Annotated in this window: 15 protein-coding genes; 7 read left to right on the top strand and 8 right to left on the bottom strand. The window is 73.5% G+C overall.

The window, feature by feature from the left end:
- Positions 1 to 202: 202 nt before the first annotated feature.
- Complete coding sequence (locus tag ACIQVT_RS13440; protein ID WP_403751568.1) at positions 203 to 979, top strand: polysaccharide lyase family 7 protein; 777 nt, start codon at positions 203 to 205, stop codon at positions 977 to 979.
- Positions 980 to 1035: 56 nt separating this feature from the next.
- Here the strand turns inward: ACIQVT_RS13440 and ACIQVT_RS13435 are convergent, their stop codons facing one another.
- The 3 genes from ACIQVT_RS13435 to ACIQVT_RS13425 form a co-directional block, all read right to left on the bottom strand.
- Positions 1036 to 1833 carry a beta-glucanase gene (locus ACIQVT_RS13435; protein WP_403751566.1) on the bottom strand — a complete coding sequence of 266 codons (798 nt, stop codon included), beginning with the start codon at positions 1831 to 1833 and terminating at the stop codon, positions 1036 to 1038.
- Between the two features lie 167 nt (positions 1834 to 2000).
- A complete protein-coding gene (locus ACIQVT_RS13430) occupies positions 2001 to 2795 on the bottom strand; it encodes an SDR family NAD(P)-dependent oxidoreductase (protein ID WP_403751564.1) in 795 nt (264 codons plus the stop codon).
- Between the two features lie 215 nt (positions 2796 to 3010).
- Positions 3011 to 3616 (bottom strand): DUF4232 domain-containing protein, encoded by a 606-nt coding sequence (locus ACIQVT_RS13425; protein WP_403751562.1) that lies wholly within the window; start codon positions 3614 to 3616, stop codon positions 3011 to 3013.
- A gap of 254 nt (positions 3617 to 3870) precedes the next feature.
- Here ACIQVT_RS13425 and ACIQVT_RS13420 point away from each other — a divergent pair, with 254 nt between their 5' ends.
- From ACIQVT_RS13420 to ACIQVT_RS13410, 3 genes are all read left to right on the top strand, one after another.
- Positions 3871 to 4380 (top strand): SRPBCC family protein, encoded by a 510-nt coding sequence (locus ACIQVT_RS13420; protein ID WP_403751560.1) that lies wholly within the window; start codon positions 3871 to 3873, stop codon positions 4378 to 4380.
- A gap of 113 nt (positions 4381 to 4493) precedes the next feature.
- On the top strand, positions 4494 to 4907 hold the full coding sequence (locus ACIQVT_RS13415; RefSeq protein WP_403751558.1) for a hypothetical protein: 414 nt from the start codon (positions 4494 to 4496) through the stop codon (positions 4905 to 4907).
- A 64-nt stretch (positions 4908 to 4971) separates the two neighbouring features.
- Entirely contained in the window at positions 4972 to 5328 is a 357-nt protein-coding gene (locus ACIQVT_RS13410; protein ID WP_403751556.1) for an ACT domain-containing protein, read from the top strand.
- A gap of 105 nt (positions 5329 to 5433) precedes the next feature.
- Here the strand turns inward: ACIQVT_RS13410 and ACIQVT_RS13405 are convergent, their stop codons facing one another.
- A complete protein-coding gene (locus tag ACIQVT_RS13405) occupies positions 5434 to 5931 on the bottom strand; it encodes an SRPBCC family protein (protein ID WP_403751554.1) in 498 nt (165 codons plus the stop codon).
- A 213-nt stretch (positions 5932 to 6144) separates the two neighbouring features.
- Here ACIQVT_RS13405 and htpG point away from each other — a divergent pair, with 213 nt between their 5' ends.
- Positions 6145 to 8055 (top strand): molecular chaperone HtpG, encoded by a 1911-nt coding sequence (gene htpG, locus ACIQVT_RS13400; RefSeq protein WP_403751552.1) that lies wholly within the window; start codon positions 6145 to 6147, stop codon positions 8053 to 8055.
- A gap of 58 nt (positions 8056 to 8113) precedes the next feature.
- Here the strand turns inward: htpG and ACIQVT_RS13395 are convergent, their stop codons facing one another.
- Both ACIQVT_RS13395 and ACIQVT_RS13390 read right to left on the bottom strand, forming a co-directional pair.
- Positions 8114 to 9631 carry an MFS transporter gene (locus ACIQVT_RS13395; protein WP_403751550.1) on the bottom strand — a complete coding sequence of 506 codons (1518 nt, stop codon included), beginning with the start codon at positions 9629 to 9631 and terminating at the stop codon, positions 8114 to 8116.
- A 158-nt stretch (positions 9632 to 9789) separates the two neighbouring features.
- Complete coding sequence (locus ACIQVT_RS13390; RefSeq protein ID WP_403751801.1) at positions 9790 to 10893, bottom strand: PP2C family protein-serine/threonine phosphatase; 1104 nt, start codon at positions 10891 to 10893, stop codon at positions 9790 to 9792.
- Between the two features lie 308 nt (positions 10894 to 11201).
- Here ACIQVT_RS13390 and ACIQVT_RS13385 point away from each other — a divergent pair, with 308 nt between their 5' ends.
- A complete protein-coding gene (locus ACIQVT_RS13385) occupies positions 11202 to 13991 on the top strand; it encodes a SpoIIE family protein phosphatase (RefSeq protein WP_403751548.1) in 2790 nt (929 codons plus the stop codon).
- Between the two features lie 30 nt (positions 13992 to 14021).
- Here ACIQVT_RS13385 and ACIQVT_RS13380 read toward each other — a convergent pair whose 3' ends face one another.
- Complete coding sequence (locus ACIQVT_RS13380) at positions 14022 to 14591, bottom strand: hypothetical protein (protein WP_403751546.1); 570 nt, start codon at positions 14589 to 14591, stop codon at positions 14022 to 14024.
- A gap of 217 nt (positions 14592 to 14808) precedes the next feature.
- Between ACIQVT_RS13380 and ACIQVT_RS13375 the strand changes: the two genes are divergently transcribed.
- Positions 14809 to 15561: a hypothetical protein gene (locus ACIQVT_RS13375; RefSeq protein WP_403751544.1), complete on the top strand. Its 753-nt coding sequence runs from the start codon at positions 14809 to 14811 to the stop codon at positions 15559 to 15561.
- Positions 15562 to 15571: 10 nt separating this feature from the next.
- Here the strand turns inward: ACIQVT_RS13375 and ACIQVT_RS13370 are convergent, their stop codons facing one another.
- The gene (locus tag ACIQVT_RS13370; protein ID WP_403751542.1) at positions 15572 to 16435 is read right to left on the bottom strand and encodes a helix-turn-helix domain-containing protein; all 864 of its coding nucleotides are present in this window, start codon (positions 16433 to 16435) and stop codon (positions 15572 to 15574) included.
- Positions 16436 to 16437 lie beyond the last annotated feature (2 nt).

Here is a 16437-nt window from a genome sequence, read left to right as displayed (position 1 = left end):
CCGGACCGGCGATGTCACCGGTCCCGTACAAAGCGGACGCGGCGGTTTCCCCGCTCGGTCACGCTTTCTCACCCCGACCCCTTGACGCGCCTGGTCCGGACTTTTAGGTTCACGGATCCACGAGCCATCCAAGAACGCGCACAACGTTCAGCATGCTGAACGTTCGCCGTGATCCACCCACCCTCTTCGGGAGGCCCCCCACATGACCCGTTCCAGGCTCCTCGCGACGATGACCGTCGCGGGTCTCGTCGGCACCCTGGCGGCGTTCGGCGACGGCAGCGCGAACGCCGCCGATCCGCACGTCGCGCCCGGCGGCAACTTCGACCTGTCCGTATGGCAGCTCCAGGAACCGGTCGGCTCACCCGGATCGCCGACCACCATTCCCTCCTCCCGCCTCCAGGGGGCGAACGGCTACCAGGACGCGTACTTCTACACCGACACGCGCGACGGGGCGATGACCTTCTGGGCACCGGAGAAGGGGGTCACGACCCCCAACTCGCACTACGCCCGCTCCGAACTGCGGGAGACGAACCGCGACGGCAGCGCCGCCGACTGGTCCCTGAGCGGCTCCCACCGGCTGAGCGCGACGCTCCGCGTCGTGTCCGTGACGTCCAACGTCTGCGTCGGCCAGATCCACCTCGGCACCGGCGGCTCCTCCACCAAGCCGCTGGTCGAGCTGTACTACCACGCCGACGGCGACATCGTCCTCGGCACCGAGGACTCGCCCTCCGGCGGCCAGACCACGCACACCGTGGGACACGTCGCGACCGGCAAGACCTGGACCTACACCATCGCCGTCTCCGGCGGCAACACCATCGACCTGACCGTCAACGGCAGCACCACCCACTACGCCATCCCGTCCTCCTTCAAGCCGTACAAGCAGTACTTCAAGGCCGGCTCGTACAACCAGTCGTCCTCGGACAGCACCACCAAGGGAGCGCGGGTCGCCTTCTACGGGCTGACGGTCTCCCACGGCTGACCGCCGGACCCGGACGGGATTCCCGGGCGGCCCGGGGAACCCCGTCCGGGTCCGGGTCACGGCCCGGCCGGCCGCCGCTCGCCGTCCTCCGCCTCGGGTGCCGGCCCGGGGTGCCCGGCGGCGGCCGCCGTGCCGTGCCCGGCCCCGCCCGCGGCGGGGCGCCGCACGACGAGGTCGGCCACCTCGTACGTCATCCCGGTCGTCCCGGGTTCGGGCGGCGGGTGGTACCGCCCGCCGCACACCGACAGGTTGACGATCAGATAGGCGTACCAGTGGCGTCCCACACCCCGACTGTCCGAGAAGACCTGAGTGCCGTTCAGCCACCAGACCACGGAGCGGGCCCCGAACTCGGTGCGCAGCGCGATCCAGGCGCCGGGACGGACGGCGTCGTCCCGCACGTAGCGGTTGGCGCCGTGCACGTGGTTGGTGAGTTCCAGCAGGTCCGGGTTGTCCGGGTGGTACTCGAAGACGTCGATCTCCTGGTCACCGTCCCGCCACGTCCAGATGGCCGGCCAGGCGCCGATCTCCCGCGGCAGCCGTACCCGGACCTCCAGCACGTCCCCCGGCCGGACCGTGAACCCCTCCTCGCTGCCCTCGGTGGTGAGCAGCCCGGTGTTCCACCTCCCGTCCGGCCGGCGGTCGGCCCGGAACACCCCCGAGCGGCTGTAGCCGGGGTCGGGTACCAGGTAGTCCAGTTTGTCGTCGCCCGGATTGACCGGGCCCCCTCCCGGATAGGCCCACGAGCGGCCCGCGACCCACTGTGCCGCCGAGGTGAAGTCCGCCCGGAACACCACGTCGTACACGGCAGGGCGCCGCGGCCCCGGGAGCGGGCCCCCCTGTGCTGGTTCGGTCATGTCCGATGTCTCACCGTCCGGGGGCCGGTCATGCGCCAGGGCCCCGGGCCGGCCGCGAGATTGGCCCCTACGGGTGAACGCGGGGGCGTGCGCGGCCCGTCGGCGGGCGCGGCGCGCGAACCGGCGGCCCGGCGCGGCCTTCCCCACGCCCCCTCGGGCCCCCGGCCTCAGGGCAGGATCGAGTCGACGTACCCGCCGTCGACGCGCAGCGCCCCGCCGGTCGTGGCCGACGCCTGCTCCGAACTGAGGTACACCACCATGTGGGCGATCTCCTCCGGCTCGATCAGCCGCTGGATCAGCGACTGCGGGCGGTGTTCGCGCATGAACGTCCGCTGCGCCTCCTCCCAGGGCACGTCCCGGTCGACGAGTTCGTACACGAAGTCCTCGACGCCCCCGGTGTGCGTGGGTCCGGCGATGACGGAGTTCACCGTGACGCCCGTGCCCGCCGCCTTCTTGGCGAACCCGCGGCTCACCGCCAGCAGCGCGGTCTTCGACATCCCGTAGTGGATCATCTCCGCGGGGATGGCGACCGCCGAGTCGCTGGCGACGTACTGCACGCGTCCCCAGCCGCGCTCCGTCATGCCCGGCAGGTACTGCCGCGTCAGCCGCACGGCGGCCAGCACGTTGACCTCGAAGTAGCGCCGCCACTCCGCGTCGGTGATCTCCAGGGGGTCGGCCGTGCCGAAGACGCCGAGGTTGTTGACGAGAATGTCCACCCGCGGCAGTACCTCGGCCACCCGGGCCGCGCCTTCCTCGCCGGACACGTCGGCGGCCACCGGCACCAGTTCCGCGCCGGGCACCTGGCCGGCCAGCGACTCGACGGCGTCGGCCACCCGCCGTTCGTCGCGGCCGTTGACCCCCACGCGGGCGCCGGCCCGGGCGAGAGCGAGGGCGATGGCCGCGCCGATCCCCTGCGTGGAGCCGGTGACCAGGGCTGTGCGTCCTGTCAGGTCGATCCGCATGGGCGGGCGGGTTCCCTTCGTGCGCGCGTGCATGCCACGGTGCGTCGAGTGTGGCGGTCCCGCGCGCCGCGGGGCGGTCGGGACACGCACGTGCGGCCGGCCGGTGCGGGAGCGCACCGGCCGGCTCGATCCCGGCTCCGTCGGCCATGCCGCGAGGTCGGCTCGATATCGCCTCGGTCCCGGCCGTCGCGCGCGGGGGCGTGACCGTGGACGGGTCAGTCCGAGACGTCGATCCGGTACGCGAGAGCGGTGACCCGGAGGTCGCCCTGGTCCACCCACTGCGGGAACGCGAGCGTCTTGTGGTTGGTCGCGGCCGGCGGCGTCACCTGGAGGTAGGCGGCACGGACGGCGTCGGGGGTGCCGGTGTTGGCGTGGGTCCAGGACATGACCGCCTCGGCGCCCCCGCCCTTGCGGAGGGTCAGGGTGGACTTGGCGGGGCTCTTCGCGTACCAGGTGTCGCCCCAGTGGGTGGCCGAGTGCAGCGTGCGGTGCGCGCCGTTCTCCAGGCCGAGGCCGGGGAAGCCCCGCAGCAGGCAGGTGCGGGCACCGGTGTTCGTCAGGCGGAGGACCACCCCCTGATGGTTCATGCCACCGGCCAGCTGCTTGCCGAACGAGGCGCTCAGGGCGGACACGGCGCAGGTGGGCGTCGCGGCGGCCGCTCCCGTACCGGCGGCCCGCGCGGCACCCGCGCCGGCGATGCCCAGTCCGGCGGCGGTCGTCACGGCGAGTATCGCCCGGCCGAGGTGCCGGCGGCCGTGTCCGGACCGGGCGCCCGTCGCGGTGGCCCGGGTGGTGTGACTCCTGTGCTGCCGAGTCGTCATGAGTCGCGTGCTCCTTCGTCGCGGTTTTCGGATCTGCCTTCCCCCGGTGAGATGCGGTACGTGCCGGGAATGTTCGCGGCCGCCGGTCCGACCGAAAGAATCCGGCCGCGCGCGGTCCCGCGCCGCGGTGGCTCCCCAGGGGTGTCCGCGCCCTCGGCGACCGCTTCTCCGGCACCGCTCCGGGCTGTCCGCCCCCGGCGTGCCACGATTGCTACTCGCAAGTAGAGAACGTGTCCCCCTGGAAGGGCGTCGCCGTGACCCGCGTATTCACCGTGTCCCGCAGTATCGTCATCGAGGTCCCGCCCGAGACGGTCTACGAGGCGGTGTCCCGCCCCGGCGACATGGGCCGGTGGAGCCCCGAGAACCTCGGCACGGTGGACGGGGTGCCGGGCCCGCAGGCCACCGTGGGCACCACGTTCGAGGGCCGGAACAAGCGGGGGGCGTTCCGCTGGGTCACCCGGTGCACGGTGACCGCCGCCGATCCCGGCCACCGCTTCGCGTTCCGCGTCCACGCGATCGGGGTGAAGCGCCCGCGGCTGCGCGGCCCCATCGCCACCTGGGAGTACACCTTCGCGCCGGAGGGCACCGGCTGCCGGGTGACGGAGACCTGGACGGACGACCGGCGCGCCTGGCCCGACCCCGTGGCACGCCTCTTCGACCGGGTCGCCACCCGCGGCAGGACGTTCGCCGAGTTCCAGACGGGCAACATCGACAGGACCCTGCGCAACCTCAAACGAGACCTGGAGACGGCCTCCCGGACGTGATCCCGGCGCCCACGTCGACGAACCGGCTCGTCGTCCGGCCCGACGGGAGGCGATGATGATCAAGGTGGCAGGATGCGGTGCATCATGAACACGAAGACAGACGGGCGACGGGCATGACCGCTCAGTGGTACGTCCTCATCGAGGAGGACACGAGAGTGACGGAACGCGTCGACGGCACGTCGCTCAAACTGCACCGGTGGATGCTGACGGCCGCCCACCCCATCGACGGGGACGAGGCCCGGGCCGCCGAGGTGGCCGAGGACGCCGCGCTGCACCACCTGCCGGACACGCTGGCGCGCCACGCCCGGCCGGGAGACGAACCGGCGCGGCACGCCCTCCGCACCGGGGACGGCGCCTGGGTGGTGCTCCTGCGGCAGCGGCACCGGGAGTGTCACATACGGGTGACCACGGCCCGGCTCGTGCACACGGTGGAGGAGAGGGAGGCGCCGCCGAAGAGTCTGAAGGACACGTTCCGCAGCGCGCTGGCGGCCCCGCCGCCTCCCCGCAAGCAGTGGGAGCCGAGCTGAGGGCAGCTCGGGCCGGGAGCGGCGGCACGACTACGCTCACCGCATGACCCCTCCCCGGCGCAGATTGCTGACACTGCCCGCCCGCTTCCGGATCGAGCACGTCGCCGGTCACGCGCGGCCCGCCGACGACGACTGGTACGCGGTCGTGCGCGCTCCCGAGGGCCTGACCGTCCTGCGGGAGGCGTCCCCCGACGCCACCGGCGAGGAGGAGCTGTGGACCGGCCTGTACGGCGACGACCCCCACGGCCTGGATCTGCCGGGCATGCTGGCCGCCGTGGTCCAGCCGCTGGGCTCCGGCGGCATCCCGGTGTTCGTCACGTCCACCTTCCACTCCGACCTCGTACTCGTCCCCGCCGACCGGTACGACGACGCGGCCGGCGTCCTGCGTGCCGCGGGCCACGAGGTCGTCCCCGCGCCCTGACGTCCTCGTGAGCCGTGCCCCGTGCTCACGGAGCGGCAGACGCCGGCGGCGCCCCGTGTCCTCGGTGGGGCGGTGCCGGCGCCCGGTGTCTCGTGCGGGGTGCGGTCAGAGGAGGGGACCGGCGGAGTCGCCGGGGTCGGAGGAGTCGCCGGGCCGGATGCGACCGCGCCAGGCACCGGACTCCTCGCCGTGCTGCTCGATGTACTGCTTGAACCGCCGCATGTCGCCCTTGACGCGCCGGTCGACGGTGCCGACCATGTCCGCGACCTTCTCGGCGGCACCGCTGGGCTCCACCTCCATCACCAGCTCGACCTTGGTGTGGGAGTCGTCCAGGCGCTCGAAGCGGACCGTGCCCTTCTGCTGGGTGTCGCCGGTCGTCGTGCGCCAGGTGATGCGCTCGTCGGCCAACTGGTCGACGATCTCGGTGTCGAACTCGCGGCGTACCCCGGCGATCTTCGTGGTCCAGTGATTGTGCTGGGCGTCCAGCTGGGTGACCTCCTCGACGCCCTCCATGAAGTTCGGGAACTCCTCGAACTGCGTCCACTGGTTGTAGGCGGTGTGGACGGGGACGTCGACTTCCACCGCTTCCTTGACCGTGCTCATCTGTGCGCCTCCGTTGTCCTGGTGAGACTGCCGGACGGCCCGTCGGCCCCTATCGCGGAGCCGGGCCGGGACCGGCCGGGTACCCGGGGACACGGCGGCCATGACCACCAGGGATCCAGCCATCGCCGTCGGATTCCGGCCACCGCCGTGACGTGGTGTTTTACAGTGTCTGGCACCAGTTCCGGCGACAGGACCTGCGAGGTACACACGAACATGCCGACCGAGACTTTCGAGTTCCAGGTAGAGGCCCGTCAGCTGCTCCAGCTGATGATCCACTCGGTCTACTCGAACAAAGACGTCTTCCTGCGGGAACTCGTCTCCAACGCCTCCGACGCGCTGGACAAACTGCGTCTGGAGAAGCTCAGGGACGACACCCTCGACGCCGACGTGTCCGATCCGCACATCGAGATCGACGTCGACAAGGACGCCCGCACCCTGACCGTGCGGGACAACGGCATCGGGATGTCGTACGAGGACGTCGGCCGGCTCATCGGCACGATCGCCAACTCGGGCACCGCCGAGTTCCTCAGGGAGCTGCGGGAGGCCCAGGACGGGGGCGGCACCGAGGGGCTCATCGGCCAGTTCGGCGTCGGTTTCTACTCCGGCTTCATGGTGGCGGACGAGGTCACCCTGCTGACCCGGCGGGCCGGCGAGGCCCGGGGCACCCGCTGGACCTCCCGCGGCGAGGGCACGTACACGCTGGAGGCGGTCGACGACGCGCCCCAGGGCACCTCGGTGACGCTGCACCTCAAGCCGGCCGACCCGGAGAACCAGCTCCACGACTACACCTCGCCGTGGAAGATCAAGGAGATCATCCAGCGGTACTCGGACTTCATCACCTGGCCGATCCGGATGGTGCCCGAGGCCCCCGCCACGGGCGACGCGGACGCCGCGAGGCCCGAACCCGAGACGCTGAACAGCATGAAGGCGCTCTGGGCCCGGCCGCGCGACGAGGTGACCGACGACGAGTACCACGAGCTGTACAAGCACATCGCCCACGACTGGCGCGACCCGCTGGAGACGATCCGGCTCCAGGCGGAGGGCACCTTCGAGTACCAGGCGCTGCTCTTCCTCCCCGAGCACGCCCCCCACGACCTGTTCACCCGGGACGCCAAGCGCGGCGTGCAACTGTACGTCAAGCGGGTGTTCATCATGGACGACTGCGAGGCGCTGCTGCCGCCGTACCTGCGCTTCGTCAAGGGCGTCGTGGACGCGGCCGACCTGTCGCTGAACGTGTCCCGCGAGATCCTCCAGCAGGACCGGCACATCGAGATGATGCGGCGCCGGCTGACGAAGAAGGTCCTGTCCACGGTCAAGGACATGATGGCCAAGGACCAGGAGCGCTACGCCACGTTCTGGCGGGAGTTCGGCACCGCGCTCAAGGAGGGCCTGGTCACCGACGCGGAGAACCGTGACGCGCTCCTCGCCGTCGCGTCGTTCGCCAGCACCCACCACGACACCGAGCCGACCACCCTCAAGCAGTACGTGGAGCGGATGCGCGACGGCCAGGAGGACATCTACTACCTGACCGGCGAGTCCCGGCAGAGCATCGAGAACTCCCCGCACATGGAGGCGTTCCGGGAGCGTGGCATCGAGGTGCTGCTGCTCACCGACGCCGTCGACGAGGTGTGGGCCGACGCCGTCGGCGAGTACGAGGGCAAGAAGCTGCGCTCCGTCGCCAAGGGCCGCATCGACCTCGACGCCGAGGACGACGACACCGCCGACGGCGAGCGGGAGAAGCAGAGCGAGGAGTACGCCGGGCTGCTCGACTGGATGAAGGAGCAGCTGACCGAGGACATCAAGGAGGTCCGCCTCTCCTCCCGGCTCACCGTGTCGCCGGCCTGCGTCGTCTCCGACGCGCAGGACCTGACCCCGGCCCTGGAGAACATGTACCGCGCGATGGGGCAGGAGGTGCCCCGCGCCAAGCGGATCCTGGAGCTGAACCCGGACCACCAGCTGGTCAAGGGCCTCAACCAGGCGTTCAAGGAGCGCGAGGACCGCGCGGAGCTGGCCGAGACCGCCGAGCTCCTGCACGGCCTGGCCGTCCTCGCCGAAGGGGGCCAGCCGAAGGAGCCGGCCCGGTTCGTCAAGCTGATGGCGGACCGGCTGGAACGCGTGCTGTAACCGGCGCACGCCGGTGCCGGCGGTCCGCTCCCTCCCGGGGGCGGGCCGCCGTGCCGGGTCAGAGGTGCCGGACGTGCAGCGCGTCGTCGGCGTCCTCGTCCCGGCCCCCTCGCTTCGGCCGGTCGGCGCCCCGGTCGCGCCGCCAGTCGAACACCGCGAGCGCCAGGGCGGCCGCCATGCCGGCGAGCGCGCAGCACAGCGCGGTGACGACGGCGCCGCGGTAGTCCCCGCTGCCGCCGAGCACCAGGTAGAACAGGCCGGGCAGGGCGGCGGTCCCCAGCGCGGCGCCCAGCCGCTGCCCGGTCTGGAGGGCGCCGCCCGCCGCGCCCGCCATGCGCACGGGCACGTCCCGCAGCGTCATGGTGATGTTGGGGGAGACCACGAAGCCGCTCCCGATGCCGCCGAGGAACAGGACGGGCGCGGCGAGCCACGGCGCGCTGTGCAGGGGCGCCAGGCGCAGCAGCAGCGCGGTGCCGCCGAAGCCGGCGATCACACCGGCGAGGCCGCACACGGTGAGCACGCGGCCGAACCGCTCCACCAGCCGGCCGGCGACCACGGCGGCGCTGGCCGAGCCGATGGCGAAGGGCGTGACGGCGAGCCCGGACATCAGCGGGGAGAAGCCGAGGCCGCGCTGGTAGAACAGGGCGAAGACCAGCCAGACACCGCTGAAGCCGATGAAGTACAGCGTGCCGATCCCGGCGCCCACCGCGTAACCGCGCACGGTGGTGAACAGGCGTGGGTCCAGCAGTGGCTGGGTGTCCCGGGCGACCAGGCGGCGCTGCCACCGGGCGAAGACGACGAGGACCGCGGCGCCCACGGGGAACAGCCACCACAGCCGGCTGATGCCTCCGGAGTCCGCCTGGACCAGCGGGTACATCAGCGCGAGGACACCGAGACCGAGCAGCGCGATGCCCGGCACGTCCAGGTGTCCCCGCCCGGAGCGCCGGGTGCGGGGCAGCAGCCGGCGGCCGAGGAGGACGGCGAGGATGCCGATGGGGACGTTGACGTAGAAGATCCAGCGCCAGCCCTGCTCACCGGAGGCGAGGGCGAGGATGGTGCCGCCGGTGATCGGGCCGGCGGCGGACGAGATGCCGACGGTGGCCCCGAAGAACCCGAAGGCCCGGCCGCGTTCGGCGCCACGGAACATCTGCTGGATGAGCGCGGAGTTCTGCGGGGCCATGAAGCCGGCCGCCAGGCCCTGGGCGAGGCGGGCCACCACCAGCAGCGTGATGTCGGGGGCGGCTCCGCAGCCCGCGCTGAAGACGACGAAACCGCCGAGGGCCAGCAGGAAGATGCGGCGGCGGTCCAGCGCGTCGCCGAGACGGCCGGCGGTGACCAGGGCGAGCGCGAACGTCAGCGCGTACCCGGACACCACCCACTGCACCTGTGCGGGGGAGGCGTGCAGGTCACGCTGGACGGTGGGCAGGGCGACCGCCACGATCGTCACGTCGAGCAGGCTCATGAAACCGGCCACCAGCGTGACCCACAAGGCACGCCACCGCTGCGGGTCGGGCTCGTAGTCGCTCTCCCGAGCGCCCGGGCCGTGACCTCCCGCGGCCGACGTCGACGCTGTCACCGGACTCCTCCCACCGGTCGTCACCCCGGCGAACCAGGTTCCCGTCCACCCCGCGGCCTAACCGGTCCCCGGGCGCTGCCGGGGCAGTACCACGGCCTGCCACGGCGCGGCCACCGCGCGCGTCCCCACGCAACCGGCCCCGGCGGCGCGCGGCGCGCTCAGCCGGCCGACCGGGCCGCGGCCCCCTGGCGTGGTCCGTCGGCCGGGACCCGGACGACGACCGCCGCGATGTCGTCCTTGAGCCGGTCGCCGCTGTGCACCAGCAGATCGCGGTGGAGCCGCGTCAGCAGCTCCCGGGGCGGCAGGTCCGCCCAGGAACGCAGGCGCGGCAGCAGGGGGTAGAAAGCGCCGTCCGCGTCCCGGGTCTCCGTGATGCCGTCCGTGTACAGCAACAGCGTGTCGCCGGACCGCAGGGTGTACGCGTCGACGTGGTACGGCTCCCCGACCAGCACGCCGAGGTTCAGCGGCGGCGCCGAGCGCCCCCGGTCCAGTTCCCGCACCTCCCCGGCGCGCATGAGCACCGGCGGGGGATGCCCGCAGTTGACGACGCGGACCGCGGAGGCGTCGGCCGGGATCTCGGCGAAGACGGCGGTGACGAACCGTTCGCCCACCTCGCCGCCGCCCAGCTGCGCCGCCCGGCGGTCCATGCTGGTCTCCACCCGGTCGGCCAGGGCGGGCAGGGCGGGTTCGTCGTGGGCCGCCTCGCGGAACGCGCCCAGCAGGGCCGCCGCGGTCTCCACCGCGAGCAGGCCCTTGCCGCGCACGTCACCGATGAGCAGCCGGATCCCGTACCGGGTGCGGACCGCCTCGTACAGGTCGCCGCCGATGCGCGCCTCCGCGGCGGCGGACAGGTAGAGGCTCTCCAGCAGGAGGCCGTCGATGCGCTGCGGCACCGGGCGGAGCAGCACCCGCTGCGCGATCTCCGCCACGGACCGCACGTCGGCCAGCGTGCGCTCACGGCGGATGCGGTGGGCGGCCAGGATCGTGCCGAGGATGCCCACCAGGCCGGTGCAGACGTAGTCGGCCACGTAGTGCCGGTCCCAGAGGTAGCCGACCGGCCGCCCGGCACAGCACGGCGTACCGGCCAGCACCCCTTCCAGGGCGACGGCGAACACCGTGACGGCGGCGACGACGACGGGACCGTGGCCGAAGGCGGTCACCAGGGCCAGCCCGACCAGCAGGAAGCTCACCGGCCAGTCCACCGGGGTGACGGGCTCCAGCAGCAGGACGACCGCGACGTACATGACCGGGAGCCACCGCATCCAGGCCGGCGGCGCCGGCACCCCCGCACGTGTACCGGTGCCGGGCTCCGGCCGCCGGCCGATGCGTCCGCGCACCGGCATACGTGGTCCTCGCAACACGGGCTCCCGTCACAGCGACTCGCCGAAGGTCCCAGCCTGGTCCGGCGGACCACGGCACACCGGTGATTGCTCCACCCCACGGCATGTTCCACCGGCCCCCGCACCGGCACCGCCGGGGCGGTCCCCGGCCGCCCCGCGCACCCGTCTCCCCGGTCCCGCGGCCGGCGCAGCGGTCGCCGACCGCGGAGAGGGGATGTTAGAACAGGGAGATGAGCGGACGTTCCCGCTGGCCATGGGCGAGAGCGGCGCCGCCGCCCGGCAGCCGGTGGTCATCCGATCCGTCCCGCAGGAGAAGGCGGCCCTGGCCGCCGAGCGGACGCCGCCTGTCCTCCTCCCTGAGCGTCCGCACCCTCGCCGCGCAGGTCTTCCTGCTCCAGGCGCTGATCATGCTGATCCTGGTGGCGGTGGGCGCCGCCGCCCTGGTCGTGCAGGGCCGCTACGACGCCGAGCGCAGCGCCAGGGACCGCTCGCTGGCCGCCGCGGAGGCGTTCGCCCACGCGCCCGGTACGGCGCTCGCGCTCCGCGCACCGGACCCCACCGCGCATCTGGAGGAACCGGCGGAACAGGCACGCAAGGGCTCCGGCCTCGACTTCGTCACCGTCCTGGACGCACACGGCGTCCGGGTCACCGATCCCGACCCCAAGCTGATCGGCACCCAGGCCCAGGGCGTCGGCCGGGCCGCCGCGGGGGAGACGTTCACCGAGACGTTCCACGGCCGCCCCACCGACGCGGTGCGCGCCGTCGTCCCGGTGACCGACCCCAGCAGACGCGTGGTCGGCATGGTCACCGCCGGCATCGAGTACGCCAACGTCGGCGACGTCCTGAACGAGCAGCTGCCGCTGCTGCTGGGCGCCGCCGGGGCGGCGCTCGTGCTGGCCACCAGCGGCGCCGCCCTGATCAGCCGCCGCCTGCTGCGGCAGACCCACGGACTCGGCCCGGCCGAGATGACCCAGATGTACGAGCACCACGACGCCGTGCTGCACGCGGTGCGCGAGGGCGTCCTCATCGTCGGCGGCGACGGACGGATACTGCTGGCCAACGACGAGGCCAGCCGGCTGCTGGGCCTCCCCGAGGACGCCGACCGGCGGCACGTGCGGGAACTGGGCCTGGGACCGGCCCTGACCCGGCTGCTGGTCGCCGGCGAGGAGGTGTCCGACGAGATCATCCCGACCGGGGACCGGCTGCTGGCGGTGAACATCCGGCCCACCGCGCCCTACGGCGGCGCCCAGGGACTCGTCGCCACCTTCCGCGACACCACCGACCTGCGGGCCCTGACCGGGCAGGCCGAGCTGGCGCGGGGCCGGCTGTCGTTCCTGTACGAGGCGGGCATGCGGATCGGTACGACCCTCGACGTACGGCGCACGGCCGAGGAGCTCACCGAGGTCGCCGTCCCCCGCATGGCCGACATCGTCACCGTGGAACTCCTCGAGTCCGTCCTGCGCGGTGAGGAGCCCTCGAGCGCGGTGCACGAGATGCGGCGTACCGCGCTGCTCGCCTCACGGCCCGGGCACCCCCTCCAGCCGGTCGGCGACGTGATCCGGTTCGTGATGGCCGACACACCGATGGTTGCGGCGCTGGGCCGGGGCCGGGCCGTCCTCGTGCCGGACCTGGACAGCGCCCGGGACTGGCGGGCACAGGACCCCGAGGGGGCGCGGCGGGCGCTGGACCACGGCATCCACTCGCTGATCTCGGTGCCGCTGCGGGCCCGCGGAGTGGTCCTCGGCATGGTCAACTTCTGGCGCGGCACCGGCACCCCCCGGTTCGAGGAGGAGGACGTCGCCGTCACCGAGGAACTGGTCGCCCGGGCCGCCGTCGCCATCGACAACGCCCGCCGGTACTCTCGCGAACACGCGATGGCCATGACCCTCCAGCGCAACCTGCTGCCGCTGGGGCTCCCGGACCAGGACGCCCTGGAGATCGCCTCCCGCTACCTGCCGGCCCAGTCCGGCGTGGGCGGCGACTGGTTCGACGTCATCCCGCTGCCCGGCTTCCGGGTGGCGCTCGTCGTCGGCGACATCGTCGGACACGGACTTCAGGCCGCGGTCACCATGGGCCGGCTCCGCACGGCCGTGCTGAACTTCTCCTCCCTGGACCTGGCTCCCGACGAACTGCTCGGCCACCTGGACGAGATGGTGACCCGGCTGGACTCGCAGACCGCGACCGCCGACGACGACCGCGAACCCCTGACCGGGGCCACCTGCCTCTACGCCATCTACGACCCGGTCGGCGGGCGCTGCACCTTCTCCCGCGCCGGCCACCTCGCCCCCGCCGTGGCGGACCCCCAGGGCCGGGTGACCTTCCCCGACCTGCCCCTCTCGCCGCCGCTGGGCGTGGGCGGACACCCCTTCGAGGCGGGCGAACTGGACCTGCCCGAGGGCAGCCGCCTCGTCCTGTTCACCGACGGGCTGGTCGAGAGCCGCGGCCGGGACATCGACGAGGGCCTGGAGACGCTGTCCTCGACCATCGCCCGCGCGGACCCGGCCCCGGAGGAGACCTGCCGCGCCCTCGTGGAGACGATGCTGCCCGAGCACCCCAGCGACGACGTGGCGCTCCTGGTCGCCCGCACCCGGCTCCTCGACCCCTCCCGCGCCGCGACCTGGGAGGTCCCCTTCGACGCGATGGCCGTGTCCCGGGTACGCGGCGAGGTGAGCCGGCAGCTCGCGGAGTGGCACCTGGAGGAGTCCTCGTTCGCCACGGAACTCATCCTCAGCGAACTCCTCACCAACGCGATCCGCTACGGCGCCCCGCCCGTCTGCGTCCGGCTGCTGCTGGGCCGCACCCTGGTCTGCGAGGTGTCGGACGGCAGCAACACCTCACCCCGGCTGCGGCACGCGGCCACCACCGACGAAGGCGGCCGCGGCCTCTTCCTCGTCTCCCAGTTCGCGGACATGTGGGGCACCCGCTACGCGACGCGGGGAAAGGTCATCTGGGCCGAACAGAACCTGGACCGCGCCGCCGCACCGGACGCGTCGGTGCTGTTCGACGTCGCGGACCTGTGACACCGGCGGCAGCGCGCCCGGTCCCGCCCCTCAGGAGCCTCCGGCGGCGTCCGTGTCCAGCGCGCGGCGGGCCGCCGCCTCCGCCCGGCCGGCACGGGCGAGCAACCACGCCCGCCTGCGGGGCCACACCACCAGATCGGCCGCGCAGAGCGCGACCACCAGCCAGGAGGCGACCAGCTCCCCGGTCGTCCCGCGCAGGGTGTCGTACACGGCCAGCGCGAGCGCGAGCCCGGTGACGAGGACGACGACCCAGCGGCGCAGCCGGTCCTCCTCGGCGGCCCGGCGCAGGGCGCCGGCGTACCCGACGACCGACGACGCCGTCCCGGACCCCGCCACGGCCTCGCCCCGCCGGGTGGCGCGCACCGCGGCCGCGCGCTCGGCCCGGCCCAGGCGCGCACCCCCGGGCCAGAGCCTGCCCATCCGGCGCGCCACCCGGATGCCGTAGAACGGGCCGAGCACCACGAGGACCACCGCGGCCGCCGGCCAGGACCCCGCCTCGACGAGTACGAAAGCCGCGGAGAGGGCACCGACGCCGAGGCCGGCGCCCACCCCCCGGCCCACCGGCCCCGACCGCCACAACCAGCCCGGAACGAGAATCACCCGCACACGGTGGCCCCCGCCCCCCACCGGCGCAATGACCACCCCGGCACGTCGGTGCCGCCGCACGCGCACGGCGCACGGACACCGTGTCCCGGCCGGGCTCCGACGTGCGGCTGTCCCGGGTGCGGGGGATGGTGGGAGCCACCAGGTCACTGCCCTGACGCGTCCGGGACCGGGTTCGGTCTCCCGGGTGCCGTGGAACTCCCGGGAGGACGCAATGACGACGGCTACGGCACGCCGCCCCCGATTCGCCCTGCGATGGAAGACGTCACGCGACTGGCCCCTGGCCGCGGCCGCGGTCTTCGCCCTGCTCAGTTTCGCCATGCTGTTCCTGCCCTGGCTGACGACCAGCGCGGGCAGCGGCGAGAACGCCTTCGGGATCGACCTCCCCACCGCGGGACCGGCGCTGATCGTCGCCATGGTGTTCCTCACGCTCCTCCTGCTGGTCCTGGCCGCGGGAACGGGCGGCAGACGGTACCTGGAAGCGGCCCTCGTGCCCGCCTCCGTGCTGCTGGCGGCCTACATCCTGAAGGCGGCCGACGTCTCCGACCTGGCCGACCTGTACAGCCGGCTGGCGGCATCGTTCACCGGCGCCACCATCGGCACCGGCGTGGGCCTGTGGCTGGGCCTGGCCTTCGCCGTCCTGACCCTGCTCTTCGTCCTCGCGGGCGTACTGCTGCACTGGGGGACCGGGGACGCCCTCACCTACCCGGCGTTCGGCGCGGGGCGCCGGTCCCGCCCCGGCGCACCGCCGGCCGGTGACACCACCCGGCAGTCAGCACACGCGGAGGCCGCTCCCCAGTCGCCCCACCCGGACGCCGCCACCCAGCCACCCCACCCGGGCACCACTGCCCAGTCATCCCACCCGGACGCCGCTTCCGAGCCGTCACGGCCGGACACCGCGCCTCGGCCGCCGCACCCGGAGAACCCGCCCGGCGCCGCCCCGGAGCCACGCGACAGAGGCGAGTGACGCGGGCTGCTCAAAGGGCGGCCCCGGCGACGGCGGTGAGCCGGAGCCTGGTCTCGTCCTCGCTGCCGGGCGCGGCGGTCATGATGACGATCTTCAGTTCGGAGGCGCCGTCGGTCAGGACGTCGCAGTCCACCGTGACCGGGCCCACCGAGGGGTGGTGGACCGTCTTGTGGTCCTCGCGGTGCGCGGCCACCTCCCCGGTCGCCCACAGCTCGGCGAACCGCTCGTTGCCCGCGTTCAGTTCACGGATCAGCGTGGCCAGGCGGCCGTCCCGGGGGAAGCGGCCGGTGGCGCGGCGCAGGTCGGAGACGACGGCGGCGTCGGTGGCGCCGGGGTCCGCCTCGGCCACCGGCCACCGTGCGAGGCGGGCGGGCCCGGCGTCCACCGGGAACCTGTCGCGGGCGAAGTTGCGCAGCGGCGGCGGCGCGGCGGAGGGGTCCCCCAGCAGGGCGGCCCACCCACGGTTCCACCACACCAGTTGCCAGTCCGCCGCGAACACGGCGACCGCCACGTCCCCGAGGCGGGTGAGCACCCGCTGCACGCCGGGTGGGATGTGGCCGGGGACGGAGTCGGCCACCGGCGGTACGAGCCGCGCCAGCAGGTACAGGTGGTCGCGCTCGGCGGCCGTCAGCTGGAGGGCGCGTGCCAGGGACGCCACCACCGATGCCGAGGGGGTCGTGGCACGCCCCTGTTCCAGGCGCACGACGTAGTCCACCGACACCCCGGCCAGGTCGGCCAGTTCCTCGCGCCGCAGCCCGGCCGCCCGGCGACCGCGGGCCGCGGGCAGCCCGGCGGCCGACGGCGGCAGCCGGTCCCGCCACGTGCGGATCGTCGGGCCGAGTCCGGTTCCGGGTGCGGTCGTCATGATCTCCATGG

The sequence above is a fragment of the Streptomyces sp. NPDC100445 genome (assembly GCF_044759735.1).
GTDB lineage: Bacteria > Actinomycetota > Actinomycetes > Streptomycetales > Streptomycetaceae > Streptomyces.
This window is presented reverse-complemented; position numbering and strand designations above follow the sequence as displayed.